The sequence below is a fragment of the Psychromarinibacter sp. S121 genome (assembly GCF_049801035.1).
In the GTDB taxonomy this organism is placed as follows: Bacteria; Pseudomonadota; Alphaproteobacteria; order Rhodobacterales; family Rhodobacteraceae; genus Psychromarinibacter.
Map to the genome: position 1 here is coordinate 966,744 of NZ_JBNAGE010000003.1, position 21,180 is coordinate 987,923.

The window sequence follows — 21,180 nt, forward strand, 5'->3', positions numbered from 1 at the left end:
CCTTACCATGACCGATATCGCCACCGATGCCGTATCTGATGGCGCTGCAAGCACGGACGAGGTGGTCCGTATTCGCGGGCTGAAGAAGTCCTTTGGCAGTACCCAGGTTCTGAAAGGGGTCGATCTGACCGTGCGCCGGGGCGAGGCCGCCTTCGTGATCGGCCCGTCCGGGTCCGGGAAAAGCACGCTTCTGCGCTGTGTGAACCAGCTGGAGACCTATGACGGCGGCGAGCTGTGGGTTGGTGACTACATGGTCGGGGCCGAGTTCAAACGCGGAAAGTGGTGGGAGGCGTCGCCGAAGACCACGGCGAAACGCCGGGCCGAGATCGGCATGGTCTTCCAGCGCTTCAACCTGTTCCCCAACATGACCGCGCTCGACAACGTCACCGCCGGTCTTCGGATGGTGCAGGGCGTCGGACGGGCCGAGGCGAACGAGCGCGGCCGCGCCACGCTGGACCGCGTCGGCATGCTGCACAAGGCCGACAGCTATCCCGGCCAGCTTTCCGGCGGCCAGCAGCAGCGCGTCGCCATCGCCCGCGCCATCGTCGGGCGTCCCTCGGTCATCCTGTTCGACGAACCGACCTCGGCGCTGGACCCGGAACTTGTGGGCGAGGTGCTTTCGGTGATGGCCGACCTGGCCCGCGACGGCATGACCATGCTGGTGGTGACCCACGAAATCGCCTTCGCCGAGGAAGTCGGCGACACGGTGCATTTCATCGACGAGGGGTGGTCGCGGAATCCGGACCTCCGAAAGAACTGATCCGCAATCCGCAGCATCCCCGCACAATCGAATTCCTCTCAAGGATCAAGTGATGAAAGACGAAAAAGGCGCTTCGAGCCCGTACATCTATATCAACTCGGCGCTTCCGACGTCCTACGTGCCCCCGGCGCCGGTGTCCGAGACGACGCTGGACGCGGCGGGCCTGCGCGCGCTGCTGGCGACGAACGATGTGACCCTGACGCCCGCGTCCGATGGCACGACGGCAGAACGCATCCTGTCGATCTTCGAACTGCCCGACGTGCTGTTCGGTGATCCCTCGTTCATTCCGGCGAACCGCGACAAGTGGATCGAGAAGTTCAACCACTTCATCGCCGACGGCAAGCCGATCCAGTTCGTGGCGATGGCCTTTCCGTACAAGGTGCCGAACCCGCTGAAGAACGAGCGTGCGGCGCCCGATCTCGGCGAAGCGCTGATGCTGCGCCGGTTCCAGGCCGTGATGGACGCGGTGGCGTCGGTCTATACGCCGGGCGGCGTGCTGACGATCCTCGAGGAAGGCATCCTTGGCCGCTGCCAGGGCGTTTCGCCCAAGCGGGTGCAGGCCTATCGCGACGGGATCGAGGGCGTGATGCAGGTGTCGGGCGTCGATCCCGAGCGGATCACCTTCCACAGCCTCGACGACATGGGCGAGAAGATCCCGAACTTCGAGGCGCGATGGATCCACGAGCAGGAGCGCCTGCGCGAGCTGTGGCAGCAGGGCGACCCGGCGATGCGCGCGGCCTACGAGACGACGACGGCGGCGCAGCGCACCTCTGTTCCGACGCTGGACTACGAGGGCGAGGTGCTGGCCAAGGCGTATGACCTGACACAGACCGACAGCGCGCTGCGCTATCCGCGCGACTACATCGACAAGGTCGCGCACCGCCAGTTCTTCGCCTACCGCTCGGTCCTGTCGCTGCGGGACGTCACCGGCTATCTGCACGACCTGCGGCCCAATGCGGTGAAGCTGACGGTGTCGCCGAAGGCCGAGAACCTTGCGGTGCTGCCGGTCAACACGCAGTCCAAGATCCTGCCTTACCACGGCGTTCCCGTGCAGATGGCGGACGGGTCGTGGGAAATCCGCTATCGCGCCGAAGTCGGAACGCTCGGGAAGGTCGAGGCGCTGCGGTACGACGCGGACACCGATGCCGCGCCCATCGGGTACCGGGTGATCGAATGACGCTGTCGCTGGGCGTCGATATCGGCGGGACCAAGATCGGGTTCTGCCGGATCGGCGCAGACTTCACGACCGAGGAGATCGGCAAGGTGCCGACCGCGCTGATGCGGCGCGGGACGAAGCTGTTCGCCGAGGACCTTGCCCGGCTCATCCGCGCCACCGCGCCTCCGGGCACGACGCGGGTGGGGCTGACGCTGAACGGCGTGCTGGATGGCGGCCATGTCGCCTACAGCTCGTTGATGGGCGGGCCGGTCGATTTCCCGCTGGAGGATTTCCTGCGCGAGACGCTCGGGCTGCCGGTCCACGTCGACGACGACATCCACGCGATGACGTTGGCCGAGGCGCATCTCGGGAAGGGCGGTATCGACCGTCCCTTCGCGATGCTGAACATCGGCACCGGGATCGGCGTCGGCTATCACGACGCGAATGGCGTGCTGCGCGGCGTCTACGGGGCCGGGCTGATTTCGGAGATCGAGGTCTATGTCGACGAGCTGGGCGAGTTCCGCTCGCTTGACCGGACAGTTTGCGGTCGTGGCCTTCGTGAGATGGCGCTGCAGGTCACGGGCGAGCCGATGGACGGCGTGACCGTGTTCCAGCGCGCCGCAGCAGGAGACGCGGATGCCGGGCGCATCGTCTCCATCTTCGCGCGTCACCTTGGCGACGTGCTGAAGATGATCAGCCGGTTCTACCACCCGCAGGTCATCGTTCTGAACGGGTCGATCAGCCGGGCGGCGGACCAGTACCTGGATGCGGCGCTGAAGCGATACCATGCGGGGATCGAAAGCGCTTTCCGCGCGGACATCGCCGTCTCCGCGTTGAAACACGCGGCAGAGCTGGGCACATTGGTCGCCGTGTCCGACGAGGTGGGGAGATGAGCGTGGCGGAGATGACAGAGAAGCGCGGCCAGAGCGAAGGGCAGGGACCGCGCGTGTTCGCTCCGATCAAGGTGCACCGAACCTTCGAGACGATCATCGAACGCATCGTCGAGGCGATCGACGCCCAGGGGCTCGGCGAGGGTGACCGGCTTCCGAAAGAGGCCGAGATGGCTGGGATGCTGGAAGTGTCCCGCCCCACGCTGCGGCAGGCGCTGCGCATCCTCGAGACGACGGGCGTTCTGACCGTGAAGGCGGGCCAGTCGGGGGGCATCTTCGTTGCGTCCGAGATGGTGCCGCTGGATATCCTCGGGCGGCACATCGCGTCCGAGGTCGACCACATCGGCGAACTGATCGCCGCGCGCCGGATGCTGGAGCCGATCGTCTACCACATGGCCGCCGACAACGCGCGGCCCGAAGAGCTGGACCGCGTGGCGGACGCGATAGAGCTGATGCACAAGCACCGGAACGAGCCCGCGATGGTGATGCGGGCGGACGGCGTGTTTCACCGCCGGATCGCCCATGCCGCCGGAAACCATGTGCTGCTGCGCACGATGAACGGCATCTATCGCGAGCTGAACCCTCTGCGGGGTGCCTTGACCCATGACGAGGACAGCGCGCTGCACATGATCGACGTGCACAACCGCCAGCTTGCGGCGATCCGCGACCGGGATCACCCCGAGATCGACCGGCTGCTGGAAGAAACCTTCGTGGACCTCGAGGAAGAATTCAGGGTCAGCGCGGCCTTCGCCATGCGGTGGACGCCCCTGACCCGACCGCCGGGCGGCTAGACCGGCCCACTCCAAGATCGACCGCCGGCCGTCTCGGCCGGTTCGACCCAGCCACGACGCGGTGCGCACGGGCCTATCCGCCTGCGCCGTCGTGCGTGGCGCCCACTGGCCGGATGGCCGAATGACAGGAAGAAAGATGGAAGTCAGAAAGTACGGAGAGATGGAGACGTTCATCGCCGACACCGATCCCGAGCTGGGAGAGGCCGCGGCGGAGGATCTTGCCTCCATCATCAAGGCGAACCTCGCCGAAAGGGACGAGATCTGCATCATCATGGCGCTCGGCGCCGCTCAGGACGCGTTCTACACCGCCATTCTCGCGCGGGACGACATCGAGTGGTCGAAGATCACCGTGCTGCATGTGGACACCTATCTTGGCGTGGCCGAGGATGACCCGGCCAGCGGCGCCTCGCGGATGCGCAAGCACCTGCTGGACCACGTGAAGCCCAAGGCGTTCTTCCCGATGAAGGGCGATGCCGAGGATCTCGAGGCCGAGATGGCGCGCTACACCAAGATCTACAATGATCTGCAGCCCTGCCTGACCGTCGTCGGCATCGGCAACAGCGGCCACCTTGCGTTCAACGATCCGCCCGCCGACTTCGACACCAAGGACGTGATCCGCGTCGTGTTCCTGGACGAGACGACCCGCGACCAGGTCCACCGCGCCGGGATCTTCGCCGACCGCGACGCGGTGCCGAAATACGGGCTGTCGCTGACCATGCACTCGCTGCTGGCCACGCCGCGCACCATCGCGCTGGTGCACGAGGCCGACAAGGCGGACACCATGAAGGATGTCTGCGAGGGCCCGGTGACCTTCATGTGCCCGGCATCGCTGATGCAGACCAAGCCGCATGCCAAGCTGTACCTGAACAAGCCTGCGGCCGCGAAGCTGTCGTAAGACACCGGCACCGCAAAGAAGAAGGCCCGCCGCGTGCTGCGCGGCGGGCCTTTTGCGTACCGGCAGGCGCCGGGTCAGGCCGCGGCGGGCTGGCCGATCTTGGTGTCGGACTGGCGGTAGCGGAACTTGGTATCCGTCAGGCCGGCGGCATCCGACAGTGTCGCGGCAAGAAGCTGCGGCACGAAGATGTCGATGATGCCCTGCGCGACGCGGTTCTCGCTAAACGGCACCTTGATGACGGTCAGGACGCCATCGTCCTCGATGCCGTCAGCGGTGGTCACCAGCAGCACCGGGCAGCCGATTTCCTTGAGGTTCTGCGCCAGCGCGATCTCGCGCTCGGCCCCGAACACCACGACGCCGGTGGTGGCGTCCATGGATTCCATCGGGCCGTGCAGATAGTGGCGGGTGTCATAGGCCGCCGCCGGGATGCGCGAGGCTTCACGGATCAGAAGCGAGGCTTCGTCCGCGGTGCCGAATGCGGAACCGGCGCCGACGCAGTCGATCGCGCGGCGGTTCTCGAACATTTTGCCCAGCCGGTCCATTTTCGCCGCAGCAAGCGCCAGCGTTTCCTCGGCAATCGCCGGAATGCCGGCCCAGTCCGTCGCGGGCGCGCCGGTTGCTTTCTCGATGGCCATGCCAAGCGCCAGCAGGGTGGCGGTGTAGCCGGTCGAGGAGGGGGTCGCGTCGTCGCCGTTGTTCAGCTTCAGGTGGATGTCGGACGCCTCGGCCAGCGGGCTTTCGTCGTCCTTGGTGATGGCGAAACGGGTCGCGGTCGGACGCTCGCGGAACGCCTGTACGGTCTCGACGCTTCGGCCACGGTGCGACAGGCCGACCAGCGCGTCGGCAAGGTTCTGGCCCGCGTCGATGTCGCAGGCGCGGATCGCGATGGCGCGGCGGCCCTGACGCTGAAACTCGCCCGCGCCGACGACGGCGGCGGCATAGCTGGCGCCGATCCCGGTGATCCCGATGACGGGCTTGTCCAGCGCTGCAAGATCCTTGCCCGCGATCTCGGCTGTGATGGCGGTGCAGGTGTCACGCAGCGCCGCGGGTTGTCGGGCGACGGTGGAACGGTAGCTCATTGGAGGTCCTTCATGTCTGACGGGAGAGGGCGGCAGAGGGCTGGCGCGTGTCCAGAAGCCCCTCGGCCAGTCGCAGGGCGCCCTCGACGGGCTTGCCCTTGAATAGCGTTGGCGTGATGCGGTCGCCGCAGATGACGTGGAGCGCATCGCGGAACGCGACCCACAGCAGCGGTTGCGCCGCGATGACGGCGCCGCCCGCAACCACGTGGTCGGCGGTCGCGCCGCGCCGTTCCAGCCTGTCGACCAGTTCGGCAAGTCCGCGGCCGCCGTCGCGGATTACCTTCTGCGCAAGCGGCGAGCCCTCGTCGGCGGCGGCGAAGATCTCGGGGGCGGCGGCCCCGGCACCGCTGGCGCGGCCGATGGCGGTGAAGGTGCTGCCGATCCGCGCGGCGCTGGGGATCGACAGCGCGTCGAACAGGCGGCGGATCAGGGGATCCTCGGCGTTCTCGTTCTCGTCGAGCTCCAGCGCGATGGCGCGTACGGCGTCCCGCATCAGCCCCGAGGCGCTGCCCTCGTCACCGATCACCCAGCCCCAGCCGCCCGCGACGCGCATCTGGTCGTGCTCGTCCCGGCAAACGGCGATCGAGCCGGTTCCGGCGACCAGCCCGATGGCATGCGGCTTCCCGGCGGCGAAAGGCATCAGTTCGGCGTCGTTCACGACGGCGACGGGGCCGGTGAATTCGTGCGAGATCGCGCGCTGGAACTGGACGCACTCTTCGGCGTCGTCGCAGCCGTGCGCCCCCACGCCAAGCGCAGAGATCGTCCGGCCACCCGCCAGCGTCATCGCCATGGAGACAAGGGAGCGTGCGTCGATGGTCCAGTTGCGCTTGCGCCATTCGGCGCTTGGCACGATCTGTTCCCAGGTCCTGCCATCGGCCTGTGCGCGCAGATGCGTCTTGGTGCCGCCGATGTCGACACCGATCAGAAGAGGTGAAGTTGTCATGCGGCGGCCCGCGCTTCGGATCGGACGCGATTGCCGTCCGCATCGAACAGAAGGATGTCGGCGGGCGAGATCGCCACGCGCGCGTCGTCTCCGACCCGGCCGCGCAGCCTTTCGCTGCGGATGATCAGGCGGGTGCCGTCGGCGGTCTCGATATGAAGATAGGTCACGTCTCCCAGTTCCTCGGCCAGCACAAGCTTGCCTTCCAGCACCAGCGCTCCGGGCGGCGGCGCTGCATCCGCGGCCAGCGCAAGCAGCTTCTCCGGGCGGACGCCCAGCGTGACCGGCCCGCTTGCACCAAGCCCGGCGGGCAGGGTGAGGCTGCCCGACCCGCAGATCCCGGTGCAGGTCGCGCCGGCTGCGGTGGCGGGAAGAAGGTTCATCTTGGGCGAGCCGACGAAGCCCGCGACGAAAGTGTTGTCCGGGTCGTCGTACAGGTCCAGCGGGCGGCCGACCTGCTGGATGCGGCCACCGTTCATCACCACCATGCGGTCCGCCAGCGTCATCGCCTCGACCTGATCGTGGGTGACGTAGATCATTGTGACGCCAAGCCGGCGATGCAGCTCCATCAGCTCGGCCCGCATCTGCACCCGCAGTTCCGCGTCGAGGTTCGACAGCGGTTCGTCGAACAGGAACACGCGCGGCTCGCGGACAATGGCCCGGCCGATGGCGACCCGTTGCTTCTGACCGCCGGACAGGTTCGCGGGCTTGCGGTCCAGCAGCTTGTCGAGCTGCAGGATGCCCGCGGCGTTCGCGACCTTGGTTTTCACGATCTCTTTCGCGGTCCGCGCCATGCGAAGGCCGAAGGACACGTTCTCGAACGCCGTCATGTGCGGGTAAAGCGCATAGGACTGGAACACCATCGAGATGCCGCGCTTGGAAGGCTCGATCGTGTTCAGCACCTTTCCGTCCAGCGTCATGGTGCCGCCGGTGATTTCCTCGAGGCCCGAGATCATCCGCAGCAGGGTGGACTTGCCGCAGCCAGAGGGGCCGACGAAGACGATGAATTCTCCCGCCTCGATGGCAAGGTTGATGTCCTTCAGCACGCTGTGGGTGCCATAGGACTTGTCGACGGAGTTGATGTTGAGAAATGCCATAACGTCAGCCCTTGGATCCGGACATTGCGATGCCTTCCACGATCTTGCGCTGGAAGATCAGGAAGAAGACGAGCGGGGGGATCGCGGCCAGCAGGTTCGCCGTCATCACGACGTCGACCGTCTGGTGCGAGTAGGGCGCGTTGAACAGGCCGACGACCTGCCCCACGGTATACATCTCGGGGCTGGGCGCGACGATGAGCGGCCACATGAAGTTGCCCCAGGTCTGCATGAAGGTCAGGATTGCCAGAGTCACCAGCGCGTTGCGCGACAGCGGCAGGGCGACGTGCCAGTAGATCGCGAAGTGACCGGCGCCGTCCAGCACCGCCGCCTCGATCATGTCCTTCGGGATCGAGCGCATGAACTGTACCAGCATGAACAGTCCGAACGCCGATGCGAGGCCGGGCGCCACAAGGCCCTGCATCGTGTTCAGCCAGCCCAGATCCGACACCAGCAGATATGTGGGAATGATCGTCACCGCCGTCGGCACCATCAGCGCCAGCATCACGATGCTGAAGAAGATCCGCCGACCGGGGAAGTCGAACAGCGCGAACTCGAACGCGGCCATCGAGCCGAACAGGCAGACGCCGACGATCGTGAGGATCGCGTAGGCCAGCGTGTTGAAGTAGGCGCGCAGGTACTCGGTCTCGGTCAGGATCATCCGGATCTTGTCGAAGCCCTCGCCAAGATGGGTGGGCCACAGGCGCGGGTTGATCGAGACCGGCTCGCCCGGGACGGAGAACACCACGTTCAGCATCCACCACACCGGAAGGACGGCTATCAGCGTAACGAGAAAGGCAAGGGCGAACCGGACGACGGTCCAGCTTGACCAGCCCGCGAGACGGGACGCATGGGGCGCAGAGACGGCGCGGGCGTCGGTCATGTCGGTCATCGACGTTCCCTCCAGGCGCGGATGGTGAACAGGGCGGCGGTGACGGTCATGATCACGACGGTCAGCATGAACCCGTAGGCGGCGGCCTCACCGAACTTCACCTCGCCGAAGCCGCGGCCCATCATGTCCATCACCGGGAACAGCAGGGCCCCGCGGCGTCCGCCGTATTCGGTGAACGAGGACCCGGTCAGTAGCCACGGCACGTCGAACACCTGAAGCGCGGTGATCATGCCGTAGGTGATCACGAAGAACAGCACCGGGCTGAGCATCGGGATGGTCACGTGCACGAACTGCTGCCACCGGCTTGCGCCATCCAGCGAGGCGGCCTCGTACAGCTCTTTGGGGATGTTCTTCAGACCGGCCAGCAGAATGACCATGTTGAACCCGGCGGACACCCAGACGTCCACTGCGATCAACGAATAGAGCATGGTGTCGGTGTCGTTCAGGAAGCGGATCGACTCCATCCCGAACCAGCCGAGGATCATGTTCAGCAGGCCGAAATTCGGGGTGTAGATCCAGCGCCAGATGGTGGCGGCGAGAAAGGCGGGAAGCACCACGGGCATGAAGAAGGTGCTGCGGAAGAAGTTGCCCCATGCGCCGGTGAAACTGTTCACCAGAAGTGCGAGGCCGAGCGCGACAGAGACGCCGACGGGCACGGTGATGACGATGTAATTCCCGAGGTTCCACATGGCGCGCTCGAAGTCGCGCGAGCTGAGGACGTCCTCGTAATTGTCCATCCCGACGAAGACGGCGGGGGTCGAGGCGTTCCATGTGTGGAAGCTGTAATAGAACCCGCTCAGGATCGGGTAGAGGAAGAAGACCGCGAACAGGATCATGAACGGAGCGATCATGAGATAGTGCGGCAGGTAGCGACGCAGCGGCATGGCGTGTCCTTGCGCGGGGCGGCGGTGGCCGGGCCCGAAGGCCCGGCGTTCGAGCTGTTTCAGACGAGTGCGCGGATCAGTCCGCGAGGCACTCGTTCAGTTCCGCGATCATCTCTTCGGCGGCTTCCGCCGGCTCCATGTCACCGTCGGCGGCCGCGGCCGAGTAGTCGATCACGATGGAAGAGTAGCAGTTCGGCACCGCTCCGACGAAGTACGGAGGCTTGGTGTCGAGCGCGTATTTGACCGACTCGACCGACTGCGCGATCAGGGGCAGGTCCGAGACCTCGGGGTCTGCCATGGCGGCTGCGTTCGCGTTGTAGCGCGACAGCAGCTTGGCCCAACGAAGCATCTGGTTCTTCTCGGCGACGTAAGCGGCGAATTCAAAAGCGATTTCCTGGTTCTCGCCGGGCGCGACGCCGATGATCTCGTAGCTTTTGATGCCGCCGTGCTCGCGCTCGCCCACGCCGGGCAGCAGCACGAAGTCGTAGTTCAGGCCGCTGGTCTCGGCAGCTTCGCGATAGGTCGGGTCGACCCAGGGACCGACCGCGTGGAACGCGAGCTGGTCAGAGATGAACATGTCCTTGGTCGCCTGGTCGTTGCGGCTGGTGCCGCTGCCGACTTCCATCATGTCCACGAAGATCTCGAGGGTCTTGGCCATCGCCTCGGGCGTGATCTTGGTGGTGTTGGTGTCAAAGTCGATGCCCCAGTCGTCGATCCCGGCGACCATCGAGTAGGTTGCTGCGATCGAGTTGAACACCAGCGACTGGTCGGGAATCGCGGCGATGCCGGCTTCGTGGACCTTCAGCATCTGGGCGTGCCATTCGTCCCAGGTCGCCGGCACGTCGGCGGGGTCGATGCTGGCTTTTTCCAGAACGGTCAGGTTGCGGAACACCAGCGAGCCGAAGCCGGTGTAGGGGATGCACCACATTTCTTCAGGCGAGGGCTGGCACGAGGCGATCGCGTCCGCGTCGAACTGGTCGCGATATTCCTGCGGCTGCGCCATCCACAGATCGTAAATGTTCGACAGCGCGCCGACTTCAACCAGCTGCGCGCCGACGGCCATGCCGTTCATGAACACGTCGGGCAGGTTGCCCGAGGCGGCACCGGCCACCTGGCCGGCGGTCAGGTCGTCGTCGCCCTTGCCGGAAATGGTAATGGTGACGCCGGGGTGCTCGGCGATGAATTCGTCGATGAACTCTTGCTGCAGGGCAAGCGCGTCGCCCTGCGCGAAGTCGGAATAGACCCAGTATTGTAGGTCCTGGGCGCTGGCCTGCGAGGCAAGCGCGCCGGCGAATGCGGCCGCGCTGGCAAGAAGGCGGGTGCGTTGAGATCCGGGCATGATGTCTCCTGTTGGTGTTTGCGAACGTCTCACGGCGGGTGGGAATCAGGTGCGGGCCGTTTTGGCTCTCATTACATTAGGCAGCTTAACAAACAAAATTGATCGAGCAAGAGGCCAAACGAAAAACCTTGCCTGCAGAGGGTCAGGTTTCGGGAAGAAGGTCTTGCAGTGCCTGATCTATGGCCAGTTTTTCGATCCCCAGCGCAGTGGCGTCCGAGCCAAGCGTGCTTGACCGGACCTCGACCGGGTAGGACAGCCGTGTCGCGGCGGCGCTGACACGTTCGGGCAGAAGCTCCGAGCTGCCCAGACCGCCACCGAGAATCACCAGCCCGGGGTCGACCACCGACACGCAGGTTGCCACGACGGCGGCGATGTCATGTGCCTGCTGCTCGACCTGCGCCAGCGCGACAGGGTCGCTGTTCCCTGCACGGGTCATCAGCTCGTTGGTGTCCTGCGGCGGGGGCCCGGCTTCGGATGGCCAACTGGCACGCACGCGGTCGATCAACCCCTCGGTGCCAAGATAGCGCTCGACCTCGCCGGGGATCGGGGTGGCGCCGGGGGCGAAGGGAAAGCTGATGTGGCCGATCTCGCCCGCCGCACCATTGCGACCGCGCACAAGCTGGCCGGACAGCATGAGCCCCATACCGATCTTCAGGCCGATCTGTACGTAGGCAAAGCTGCCCGTGTCCTTGGCGTTGCCGTAAAGATGCTCGGCCACGGCGGCGCAGTTCACGTTGTTTTCCAATACGACGCGGGCGCATTCGGGGGCGCGGAACTTGCTGAAGATACGCATCTGTCCGGTGGTCTCGGCCGCCGACCCGTCCTTGACGACGCGCGAGGGGATGGCAATTCCGACGGTGCGCAGCGGGCCCCACATCTCGGTCGCGATCTGTTCAAGCTCGGCCATTTCCTGCGCTACGGCCTGGCTGATCTCGTCGCCCAGGGTCTGCTGGCTGGAGGGCAGGGAATAGACCCGGCTGTGCAGCACGCGGCGGTCGAGGGTCGAGACGCGAATGCGTACATGTGTCGAGCCCGCGTCGACCGCGATCACGTGGCCCGCGCCGGGCCCCGCGCGGTACTTTGCGGCCTTCCGGCCAAGCGCGCCCTGTTCGTGCCCCACCGACTCGACATAGCCGAGCTTCTCAAGTTCGCTGATGGCTGCGGACATGGTGGGGCGGGACAGGCCAAGGGCTTCGCCGATCCGGGGGCGGGTGGAGACGCCGTGTTCGACGAGGCTGCGAAACACCGCTCGTGCGCTTGCAGTGCTGACCGGATTTTGGAGTTTCGACGTGATCTTCTGTGTCTCAATTTGTTAGTTAAGTGGCTTGCGTATAATTTGACACCATATTTCTTACGCCGTCGCAACGGAGAGTTTTGGGCCATTGCATCAGCTAGGCAATGCGCCGCGCTGGCATTCGCCGGGGAATTTGGGGGAATTGCTGCACGAATGAGGTCCTGTCAAAGGAACTCGGCTTGCGGTGGGGCAGGGTGCTACGTACCGTCCGCCCCAATGACCCGGCCTTGTCCATTCAAGGGTACTGCCAAAGCAACCCGGCTTGCGGTGGGGCAGGGTGCTGAGTAGCGTCGCCGGATGACGAAACGCTCCCCATTTCGCTACTGCAAGACATCGCCTGAGAGGGCATTGGCAGAGTAACTTTGTTTGATAGACTGTCGTCGGTTTTTTCCTGGTCCCTGCGGCAGTCTGAAAGGCGTTTCCCCTTACAGAACAGCTTTTTGCGTCCTCTCTTCGGAAGAGGCGGAGTATAAGGGCAGTCGGATGAGATTCCTCTGACAATACCGTTGGAGCTAGTCTGCCAGCACGATCTGGCTTGTTCCCAAACGCCATCTGGAGACCGCCATAAGTTTGCCTGTGCGGTGCCCGCCCGGTCTTCATCAGCCTGCAAATAGACCCTCTTCCAGCCAGTCGAGTATGCAATCACGGCGCGCGTTACCCTCCGCGGGACTGAGATTGCGGCGGGATGGGTCGTTGATGCCGAAAAGTCCGATCTCTGCAAAGCGCAAGTAGCCGGAAGGTGGCGCCACCTGCCTTTGAAGGTCGCGGGCGGCGTCACGCAAGCTTTCGCTAAGGCCACCTGTCAGGTCGGTGCATTCGGCCTGCCGCAGCACCGCCAGCCGTTCGAGATCCGCAAGGCCGTAGGCGCCATTTTGGGCAATCGCGCAGGCGGCCTTCTGCTCGTTTCGGAAGTTTACATTTGGCAGGCCATGGCCGGCGAGCTTTTCCAGAAGCTCCACCTGCCGCTCCATCCGCATCATATCAGCTCCGGTCACGCTGCACGGCTTCGCTTCCAGCATAGCGCGGAAATCGGCCACGATAGCGTCATACTCGGCAGCAGGGTCAGGCGCCGTCTCCGCTGCGGGCTCGGCCACAAGCCAACGGCCCATAGGGCGCACCAGCGGGTCAACCCGCAAGTTCCGAGGCTGGATCTGTACGCGCGGCTCACCCTCATGGGTGTACGGCACCGCTGTGCTCGTCGGGAAGCTGAAGCCCTCACGAAGCCGCTTGGCCGTGTCGCCAGAAAGCGTCCTGCGTAGCGCCTGATCCAGCGAAAACAGGGTGCCGCCGAAATGCCCGCCAACGCCGCCAAACCCGAAGGGCGGATCGTCACGCGCCGACCAGACGGCGCCGAATTCACGTATGTCCACGATCTCCAGTACGTCTCGCCCAGCCAACTTCCCGGGGCGCAGGCGCACTCCGAGACCGGGGATCACCGCGGTGCCGTCGTTGAGCAGGATCGGGGCAAAATCGCCAAGCACATGGCGATCCGGGCTTGAGGGCTGGCCAAAACCGGGTTTCTTCCGCCAGTCGTCAAGGGCGATGCTCAGGTTGCGCGGGATCTCGGATGCCGCGAGGGGCGGTGGCATGCTGTCCGGCAGAGCCGTCTCGGCGCCCAGCGGCGCGGGCAGCGCCACAATCAATACTGCAAGAGCCATACGGGCGCAGAGCAAGAAGGATTCGATCATCGGACGCATGCTTGAACGCCCTCCCAGGCTTCAGGTGTCAGGGCTGTCGCCAGCAAAAGACTCTGGCGGTTGAACCTATCCTCGACGGGGGCCATGCGCTCCTCGGGCAGTGCGGTCCAGAGAGCGCTGGCAACGCATCCGCAAACCTCGGATGCTGGTTTTGGGCTGCGCCGCGCCATTCCGGCGAGATCGCTGTCGATGCAAGCTTTCTCCATAAGAGTCATCGCTTCGCCGCGGCGCTGGAGCGAGGGTTCGCCGCGCACGATCGCGGCGAGGTTCCGCTCGAAGATGTCCAACTCCGCAGAGCCACAGCCATTGGCATGGATCACGTCGCGGCTCGTTGTCACGAGTTCCGAGAACAGCGCTCCGAAATTGGCACCGGTGGACAGGAGCAGGGCGGCGGGGTTCGAGGCGAGTTGAAAGCCACTGTTGAAGACGTCGGCGTACTGGCTGCGCACTGTGACGGATGAAGTCTCGCCCGCGTCGCGGTTGACTTCGATGCCGCCCCGGGTTGTGACGGTATCAACACGCAGGGTGAAGACCCTCGACGGCCCGTCGACCTTGCAGATCCCGTCGTAGATATCGTGATAAAAGAACGCCAGCAGGCGCAGCTTCCTATCCATGTAGGCCATGACCTCCTGCTCATTGCGGGTGGCACCCCGAGCGATCTCGAAGCGGCCGAGTCCGATCTGCCGGACCCACTCACCGTCTTTACCCGGCGGCGTAATGAAGATCGCGGTTCGGGCAGCTTCCTCGGCGGCGCGTCGGGCCTCCGTCTCCGCTTTCCTGCGCGCGGCGGCCGCCGCTTCGGCTTGCGCAAGTTGGCGTTCTTCCTCGGCCTTTTTGGCCTTCCACACTGTCAATTCCTCGGTGATACCGTCAAGCTCGGCAGCAAGCGCTTCATAACGGCGGCGAAGGCACTCTACATCTGCGGGACAGCCTTCGTGGATACCTGCAATCACCTCATCGGGGGAGCCGGTGGCCAGATTGGCCAAAGGGGTTCCCGCGGTGTCCTCGCGCACTGCGCGGAGTTGTCGGCGCAGCGCGGCCTCGGCCTTTGCAAGAGTTGGGTCGGTGCAGGCAAGCTGCGACGAGGGGCTGAGTGCGGCGCGGCAAGCCTCAGTCATGGCGGCGTCGAGCCCTTCGGGCGTGTCCTCGCCGAGGGGCCGATAGAGGGCGTCCCAGAAGGCGATGCGCTGGGTCAAGAATTCCTGCAGGCACGCGGCGTCGTTAGAGCATCTTACAAGGGCGTTCAGAAGTGCCGGACGCTCGTTGCCGAGCACATCACGGCGTCGGGGATCGAGGCCCCGGGCGATAGCGGCTGCGGCAGCCTCGATCTGCTGACCTCGCAACGCGAGCACGTCCGGATCGGCGCAGTAGGCGGCGGGATTGCCCGGTGAGCAATTCGCGGAGACTATGATGGAAGTGGCGGCAATCTTGTCCGCCTCGTCGAATTCGCGCTTCGGCAGGGCCTCGGTGCTAAGCGGTTGCGGATCTTCCGCCGGCGCGGCCCCGCAATCTGCAATCACCGCATCGAGAGCTGCGGCGAAACCATCGAGGGAAATCTCGAAACCGAAAGCTTCCCGGCCTTCGGGGAAGATCGTCACTGCCGAGGAGAACCGCATCGCCGAAACCACTTGGCCGGAGGGGTCAAGCGCAATCTCGTAGGCTTCGCCGTCTTCGCTGCCGGAGAGTGAAAGCGTCTCGGACGTCCAGTTTTCGGTTTTGATCTGAAGGTCCTGTGTCAGATGGGGCGACAAACCGGGCCCGCCGAAGAGTGCCGAGCGAAAGCTGACACCGCCGGAGGGATGGCAAGTCAGCGACAAGAGCGGCTGTCCTCCAGGCGCAAAAAGAGCAGCAGGTGCCGGATCTGCTCCGAAAGTCCATTCGTCCTGCGCCAAGGCGGGAGGCGAGTAACCGCAAGCGACCAAGAGGGTGAGAAGTTGAAAACGTCGGAAAGAAAGAACCATAGGCAGCCTCTCAAGCCTGCGGAAAGTGATTGTGTAAATGCGCGCTCATCGCCGAGGCGTGAGGCTCTGCAAACCTTACACCGCATTGGGCTTAAGAATATGGGGTTCTACAGATTTCCATCCAAAAGCTGATTGAGCGAGGGCATGAAGGACTGGGATTGATGTATTACGGGGCATAAGCCCGAGATATTGGCTGAGAAAGACGGGCGGGGCGATATACGCGATAGCGTGCTCCGGGCGAGGATCAGCCGTGAGGAACTGCTTCGGTAGGATATGGTGCCCAAGCGGATCCCACACAGAATTCATCGCCAATTTCGTTGCCAGTCTCTTTTGAACCAACTGGCATTCCGGCCGATGTACGTTCGTATTATTCTCAATGGTATTGTCAGAGAAAACTGATCTGATAGCCTGAATACGGCTCGGTTTTCCTGTCGGCGGCGCTCTGAAAGGCTCATTGCTCTACAGAACGAGGTTTTGTGGCCCTCTCTCAAGCGAGGGAGCTGAAAAGGACGACGTGGAGCGATTCCTCTGACAATACTCGTCGACAGGCATGAAATTGTCCGCGGCGCCGATTTCTGACCCCCGCCATCGCGGCCTTCGGCCAATCTCCAGATGTCCCTGAGTTTTCCGAGGGAGCCCAGACATGAAACGTGAAATGTCCCGGCCAGCGTTGCCGATCGAAGGCCCAACGCGCCACGGCTTCCTGACACGGGATGGCGTCGAGCTGGTCGCCGACATCTGGAAACCGGCCGGGTCCGGGCGCTATCCGGTCATGCTCATGCGTCAACCCTACGGGCGACGGATTGCCTCGACCATCGTGCTCGCCCATCCTGCGTGGTACGCGGCGCAGGGCTATGTCGTGGTGATACAGGATGTGCGCGGCTGCGGCGACAGTGGGGGCCGGTTCTCGGTTCTTTCGAACGAGGCCGAGGACGGCGCCGAGACGCTGGCCTGGGCGGCTGAGTTGCCGTTCGGCACCGGACAGGTCGCCACCTATGGCTTCAGCTATCAGGCGATGACCCAGTATCTTGCTTTGGCTGGCGCGCGCAAGGCGGGGACCAAACTGCCCGACGCCATGGTGCCGGTGATGGGCGGCTGGAATATCGAGACCGACTGGGCCTATGAGGGCGGGGCTTTTCGTATGGCCTTGCATCAGAATTGGGCGCTTCAGATGGCTGCCGAACAGGCGCGTCGCGCCGGCGACATGGACGAATACCAGGATTTCCTCAATGCCGCCGAACAGGGGGTGCATTTCGGACCGCGGCCGGCATATGCCGAGATCCTCGACCGAGCGGATGGCCATATCGGGCACTATGGCGACTGGCGCGAGGGCCGGGCGGAAAGTTTTGCCTCGATTGCGCCCGAGACCGCGCTGTCAGCCGACCCGTTGGATATTCCCGCCCTGCATGTGGCGGGATGGCTCGATTTCATGTTCGATGGCACGCTCGCGGCCTATCGCGCGTTCCAGGCGCGGTCGGCGGCGCCCCAGAGGTTGATCGTCGGCCCCTGGGCCCACCTTCCCTGGGGGCGGCATGTGGGTGTCGATCTGGGCGAGGCGGCGGGCGATGGGGTCGATGCAGATATCGTCGCATTCCTGGATCATCACCTCAAAGGGGTGGAGCAAGAGGGTCCGCCTTGCCGGCTGTTCGACCTCGGCGCCAATTGCTGGCGCGATCTTGCACGCTTCCCAGAGCACTACGACCACAGCCTTTTCCTGTCCTCCGATGGACGTGCCGCTACGACCACCACCGCGGGCACGTTGGCTCGCGCACCGGACGGCGAGGCGCAGGATTTCGTGGTTCACGATCCTTGGCGGCCGGCCCCCGCGGTCGGGTTGCATTGGGCCTTCCCCGGCGTCTATTGCGATCGGCGTGTCGCCGACGATCGCACCGACGTGGCTGTCTATACGACAGCGCCCCTGGAGGCAGAATTGCGTCTTGCTGGCCCGGTTGCCGCCGAGCTCCATGTCGGCTCCGACTGCCCAAGCCACGATCTCAACTGCACTCTGTCCGTCATCCGGCCGGACGGCACGGCGCTGACCTTGACCGGCGGGCATCTTCGGGTTGCTGACAGCGCGGCGCCCGGCGCGCGCCTCGTCGCGATGCGGGCGGTTTGTGCGACGGTGCCAGCCGGGGCGCGATTGCGTCTGTCGATCCAGATGGCGGCATGGCCGACGTTCGCAATCAATCCCGGCACCGGCGTGCGGCCGGAACAGGCTGCACGGGGCGAAGCCGCTGTCACGACGATCGACATCCGAAGTGGCACCGCATCCCCCTCGCGTCTTGTCCTTACGAGAGGGGATTGAGCCGCGGGCGCCGCGGATTGCGTCGAACACGGCTACCGCTGGCGGGCCTTCGATCACGAAGGTGAGGGGTACTGTCAGAGGAAACTGATCCGATAGCCTGAATACGGCTCGGGTTTCCTGTCGGCGGCGCTCTGAAGGGCTCTTTGCTTTACAGAATAGGGTCTTGTGGCCCTCTCTCAAACGAGGGAGCTGAAAAGGACGAGCTGGAACGGTTCCTCTGACAATACCGACCCGCGCTATTGCTGTCGCTGAACCACGCGGCTTCATCGCATCATCGAAGACAGGCGGCCCGCCCTTGTTGAGACCGGATTTGATCGGTCAACCAGCTCTGTGTGCTACGGTGCGGCAGGATCTGCCGCCGCAGGCGAAAAGAATTTCGCTTGCAGATGCAGCAGTCGAAAGTTCACGCGATTAATTTTCGGCATTTGGCCAAAATATGCAAATTCAATTCATCTTTTTTGCTCGAGTATCGACTGAACATGTTGAGACATCGAGAAATGACGCAAAAACCGACCAGTACCGCACAGCGCGGTGCTGACCTTCCCAGATTGGACCTTTTTCGGTCCGCCATTTCAAGTAGTTACGACCCCGTCTCTGACCTCCGCGGTGGTCTGATCGGGGATGGCGTGGTGTTTGATGCGGGGTTTGGGCCGCAGTCGCTTCTGTATGCCGACTACACCGCCTCGGGTCGCGCGTTGCGGCAGGTGGAAGGCTTCGTGTCCGAGCAGGTGCTGCCGTTTTACGCCAACACGCATACCGAGGCCTCGTTCTGCGGCGGGGTGATGACGCGGCTGCGCGAGGCGGGGCGGGCCGAGGTGGCGCGGCTGACCGGCGCGGGGCCGGATTGCCACGTGATCTTCACCGGATCGGGCGCGACCGGCGCGCTGAACCGGATCGTGGCGGGGCTGGACCTGGCGGCGCGGGTGGCGGGCGGCGCGCGCATCGCGGTGCTGACCGGGCCTTACGAGCATCACTCGAACATCCTTCCGTGGCGCGAGAGCGGGGTGGAGGTGATCGAGATCGCCGAAGCCGCGACCGGCGGGCCGGACATGGCGGCGCTGGCCGAGGCGCTGCGGCAGGTCGAAGGCTACGATCTGGTCATCGGCACATTCGCCGCGGCCTCGAACGTCACGGGCATCCTGACCGACACCGACGCGGTGACGCGGGTGCTGAAGGCGGCGGGCGCGCTGGCGGTCTGGGACTATGCCGCCGCCGCGCCCTACATCCCGATCGACATGAGCACGGGCGAGACGGCGAAGGACGCCATCGTGTTCTCGCCGCACAAGTTCCCCGGCGGGCCGGGGGCGACGGGCGTTCTGGTCGTCCGCGACGGCATCGGCTGGCGCGCGACCCCGACCGCGCCCGGCGGCGGCTCGGTGCGGTTCGTCTCGCCCTGGGACCACCTGTATTCCTCCAGCCTCGAGGCGCGCGAGGAAGCGGGCACGCCGAACGTGGTCGGCGACATCCGCGCCGCGCTGGCGCTGCTGGTGAAGGACGCGGTGGGCTGCGACCGGATCGCCGAGCGGGACGAGGCGTTCCGCCTTCGGGCGCTGGACGCGTGGTCGAAGGTCCCCGAGATCGAGATCCTTGGCCAGCGCGCGGGCGCCCGGGCGCTGCCGGTGTTCTCGTTCCGGGTGCGGGACGGGCAGGGCGGGCTGGTGCATCACCAGCTGTTCACCCGCATGCTGAGCGACATGTACGGCATTCAGGCGCGGGGCGGCTGTGCCTGCGCCGGGCCCTACGCGCACCGCCTGCTGGATCTCGACCGGCCCGCCTCGCAGGCGGTGACGGCGCAGCTGGACGCCGGGTGCGAGCTGGACCGGCCGGGCTGGGTGCGGCTGAACTTCAGCTATCTCTTCAGCGACGCGCAGGCGGACCGGGTGATCTTGGCCGTGGCCGAACTGGCGCAGACCGCCGCGGGTGTCGCGGAACGCTATGTCGGGGACCCGGCGACGGCGCGCTTTGCGCCGGCCGCGGTGACCGTGAACGGATAACCAACTGGTGAGGATGACATGACGGACGTGATCGACACGCTGGCGGGGCTGCCGCCCGAGTCGGAGCTGCGCGCGGCGCGGCCCACGGCGCGGGAATACGCGCAAAAGAGCTACGAGGCGCTGTTCGTCTCGGTGCGCGAAGGGCTGATGCCGGTGGGCGAGCGGCTGGCGGTGACGTGTTTCGTGGCCGGGCTGCACGGCGACGCGCCGGCGATGGAGCATTACGCGAGGCTGCTGGCCGAGAGCGACGCCGCCGGCCTGTCGGACGCCATCGCGGCCGCGGTCGCGGCGGGCCGGACCGAAGGGCCCTACGGCGCGTTCCCGGCCGGTCCGCTGAGCGCCGAGGACACGCCGGGCATGGTGTTCAAGGCCGACGCCGACGCCCTGGGCGCGCGCCTCGCCGCCGCTTTCGAGCATGCGCATATGCTGGTGTTCCACCCCCGCGACGCGGGCCGCGACGCCATCGTGGCGCTGACCGGGGCCGGGTGGAGCGCCACCGATATCGTCACCCTGTCGCAGATGATTTCCTTCCTCAGCTTCCAGATCCGCGCCGGCGCCGGCCTGCGGGTTCTGGCGGCGGCCAGCTGACCGGAACCGCACCGATGACCGAGACCGTACTTACGCACGAGAACCCCGACGAGCCCAACGTCTTCACCCAGGACATGCTGGGCTGGGAGCCGTGGCTGCCGCCGATGGACGAGGCCGACCTGACCGAGCGCCACTGGACCGCGCTGGTCCAGAAGGGGCGGTCCAAGATGCCGTACTTCATGCTGCTGGCCCGCGATCCGGATATCCTTGAATATCGGACGCGCACCGACATGGACATCTTCTACAACCCGGACGCGGGCCTGCCGCGCGCCGACCGCGAGATGGCCGCCGCCGCGACCTCGCGCTACAACGGCTGCATCTACTGCGCCTCGGTGCATTCGCGCTTCGCCACGCAGCATTCCAAGCGCAAGGACGAGGTGCAGAAGCTGCTGGACGAGGGTGTTTCCGCCCGCATCGACCCGCGCTGGGACGCGATCACTGACGCCGCCGTGGCCCTGACCTCGATCCCGATGACCTTCGGCCCCGACCACATCGAAGCGCTGCGCGCCACCGGCATGGACGACCAGGCCATCGCCGACGCCATCTACGCCATCTCGTTCTTCAACTGGGCCAACCGGCTGATGCTCTCCCTCGGACCAACCACGCCGGGAGAGGCGAAGT

The 21,180-nt window shown here is 65.2% G+C and carries 17 protein-coding genes and 1 pseudogene; 9 read left to right on the forward strand and 9 right to left on the reverse strand.

What is annotated here, in order from left to right:
• Positions 1–7 precede the first annotated feature (7 nt).
• The 5 genes and pseudogenes from ACP156_RS18460 (at position 8) to ACP156_RS18480 (ending at position 4,492) form a co-directional block, all read left to right on the forward strand.
• A pseudogene (locus ACP156_RS18460) lies at positions 8–813 on the forward strand (amino acid ABC transporter ATP-binding protein).
• Positions 813–1,937, forward strand: coding sequence for an L-tyrosine/L-tryptophan isonitrile synthase family protein (locus tag ACP156_RS18465; protein ID WP_425052824.1), 1,125 nt, complete (start codon positions 813–815; stop codon positions 1,935–1,937). The pseudogene ACP156_RS18460 and the gene ACP156_RS18465 overlap by 1 nt, the downstream one beginning before the upstream one ends.
• Positions 1,934–2,809 carry an ROK family protein gene (locus ACP156_RS18470; protein ID WP_425052825.1) on the forward strand — a complete coding sequence of 292 codons (876 nt, stop codon included), beginning with the start codon at positions 1,934–1,936 and terminating at the stop codon, positions 2,807–2,809. Before ACP156_RS18465 ends, ACP156_RS18470 begins: the two co-directional genes overlap by 4 nt.
• Before the next feature lie 11 nt (positions 2,810–2,820).
• Positions 2,821–3,597 carry a FadR/GntR family transcriptional regulator gene (locus ACP156_RS18475; protein WP_425052861.1) on the forward strand — a complete coding sequence of 259 codons (777 nt, stop codon included), beginning with the start codon at positions 2,821–2,823 and terminating at the stop codon, positions 3,595–3,597.
• 136 nt (positions 3,598–3,733) lie between these two features.
• A complete protein-coding gene (locus tag ACP156_RS18480) occupies positions 3,734–4,492 on the forward strand; it encodes a 6-phosphogluconolactonase (protein WP_425052826.1) in 759 nt (252 codons plus the stop codon).
• A 74-nt stretch (positions 4,493–4,566) separates the two neighbouring features.
• Here ACP156_RS18480 and ACP156_RS18485 read toward each other — a convergent pair whose 3' ends face one another.
• The 9 genes from ACP156_RS18485 to ACP156_RS18525 all read right to left on the reverse strand — a co-directional run bounded on the left by ACP156_RS18485 (position 4,567) and on the right by ACP156_RS18525 (position 15,672).
• A complete protein-coding gene (locus tag ACP156_RS18485; protein ID WP_425052827.1) occupies positions 4,567–5,571 on the reverse strand; it encodes an SIS domain-containing protein in 1,005 nt (334 codons plus the stop codon).
• A gap of 10 nt (positions 5,572–5,581) precedes the next feature.
• The gene (locus ACP156_RS18490) at positions 5,582–6,514 is read right to left on the reverse strand and encodes an N-acetylglucosamine kinase (protein WP_425052828.1); all 933 of its coding nucleotides are present in this window, start codon (positions 6,512–6,514) and stop codon (positions 5,582–5,584) included.
• Complete coding sequence (locus tag ACP156_RS18495) at positions 6,511–7,608, reverse strand: ABC transporter ATP-binding protein (RefSeq protein WP_425052829.1); 1,098 nt, start codon at positions 7,606–7,608, stop codon at positions 6,511–6,513. The genes ACP156_RS18490 and ACP156_RS18495 overlap by 4 nt, the downstream gene beginning before the upstream one ends.
• A 4-nt stretch (positions 7,609–7,612) precedes the next feature.
• Complete coding sequence (locus ACP156_RS18500) at positions 7,613–8,497, reverse strand: carbohydrate ABC transporter permease (RefSeq protein ID WP_425052830.1); 885 nt, start codon at positions 8,495–8,497, stop codon at positions 7,613–7,615.
• A complete protein-coding gene (locus ACP156_RS18505) occupies positions 8,494–9,381 on the reverse strand; it encodes a carbohydrate ABC transporter permease (protein WP_425052831.1) in 888 nt (295 codons plus the stop codon). The genes ACP156_RS18500 and ACP156_RS18505 overlap by 4 nt, the downstream gene beginning before the upstream one ends.
• 76 nt (positions 9,382–9,457) lie before the next feature.
• The gene (locus ACP156_RS18510; RefSeq protein WP_425052832.1) at positions 9,458–10,720 is read right to left on the reverse strand and encodes an ABC transporter substrate-binding protein; all 1,263 of its coding nucleotides are present in this window, start codon (positions 10,718–10,720) and stop codon (positions 9,458–9,460) included.
• Positions 10,721–10,862: 142 nt separating this feature from the next.
• Positions 10,863–11,966 carry an ROK family transcriptional regulator gene (locus ACP156_RS18515; protein WP_425052833.1) on the reverse strand — a complete coding sequence of 368 codons (1,104 nt, stop codon included), beginning with the start codon at positions 11,964–11,966 and terminating at the stop codon, positions 10,863–10,865.
• A 647-nt stretch (positions 11,967–12,613) separates the two neighbouring features.
• Complete coding sequence (locus tag ACP156_RS18520; protein ID WP_425052834.1) at positions 12,614–13,711, reverse strand: hypothetical protein; 1,098 nt, start codon at positions 13,709–13,711, stop codon at positions 12,614–12,616.
• A complete protein-coding gene (locus ACP156_RS18525) occupies positions 13,699–15,672 on the reverse strand; it encodes a hypothetical protein (protein WP_425052835.1) in 1,974 nt (657 codons plus the stop codon). The genes ACP156_RS18520 and ACP156_RS18525 overlap by 13 nt, the downstream gene beginning before the upstream one ends.
• 643 nt (positions 15,673–16,315) lie before the next feature.
• Here ACP156_RS18525 and ACP156_RS18530 point away from each other — a divergent pair.
• The 4 genes from ACP156_RS18530 to ACP156_RS18545 all read left to right on the forward strand — a co-directional run.
• Positions 16,316–17,977, forward strand: a complete 1,662-nt coding sequence (locus ACP156_RS18530; RefSeq protein WP_425052836.1) for a CocE/NonD family hydrolase — start codon at positions 16,316–16,318, stop codon at positions 17,975–17,977.
• A gap of 497 nt (positions 17,978–18,474) precedes the next feature.
• Positions 18,475–19,971, forward strand: coding sequence for an aminotransferase class V-fold PLP-dependent enzyme (locus tag ACP156_RS18535; RefSeq protein WP_425052837.1), 1,497 nt, complete (start codon positions 18,475–18,477; stop codon positions 19,969–19,971).
• 18 nt (positions 19,972–19,989) lie between these two features.
• Positions 19,990–20,559, forward strand: a complete 570-nt coding sequence (locus tag ACP156_RS18540) for a CMD domain protein (protein ID WP_425049227.1) — start codon at positions 19,990–19,992, stop codon at positions 20,557–20,559.
• Between the two features lie 14 nt (positions 20,560–20,573).
• Positions 20,574–21,180 (forward strand): alkylhydroperoxidase domain protein (locus ACP156_RS18545; RefSeq protein ID WP_425049228.1); only part of this gene is annotated, 607 nt, incomplete at its 3' end.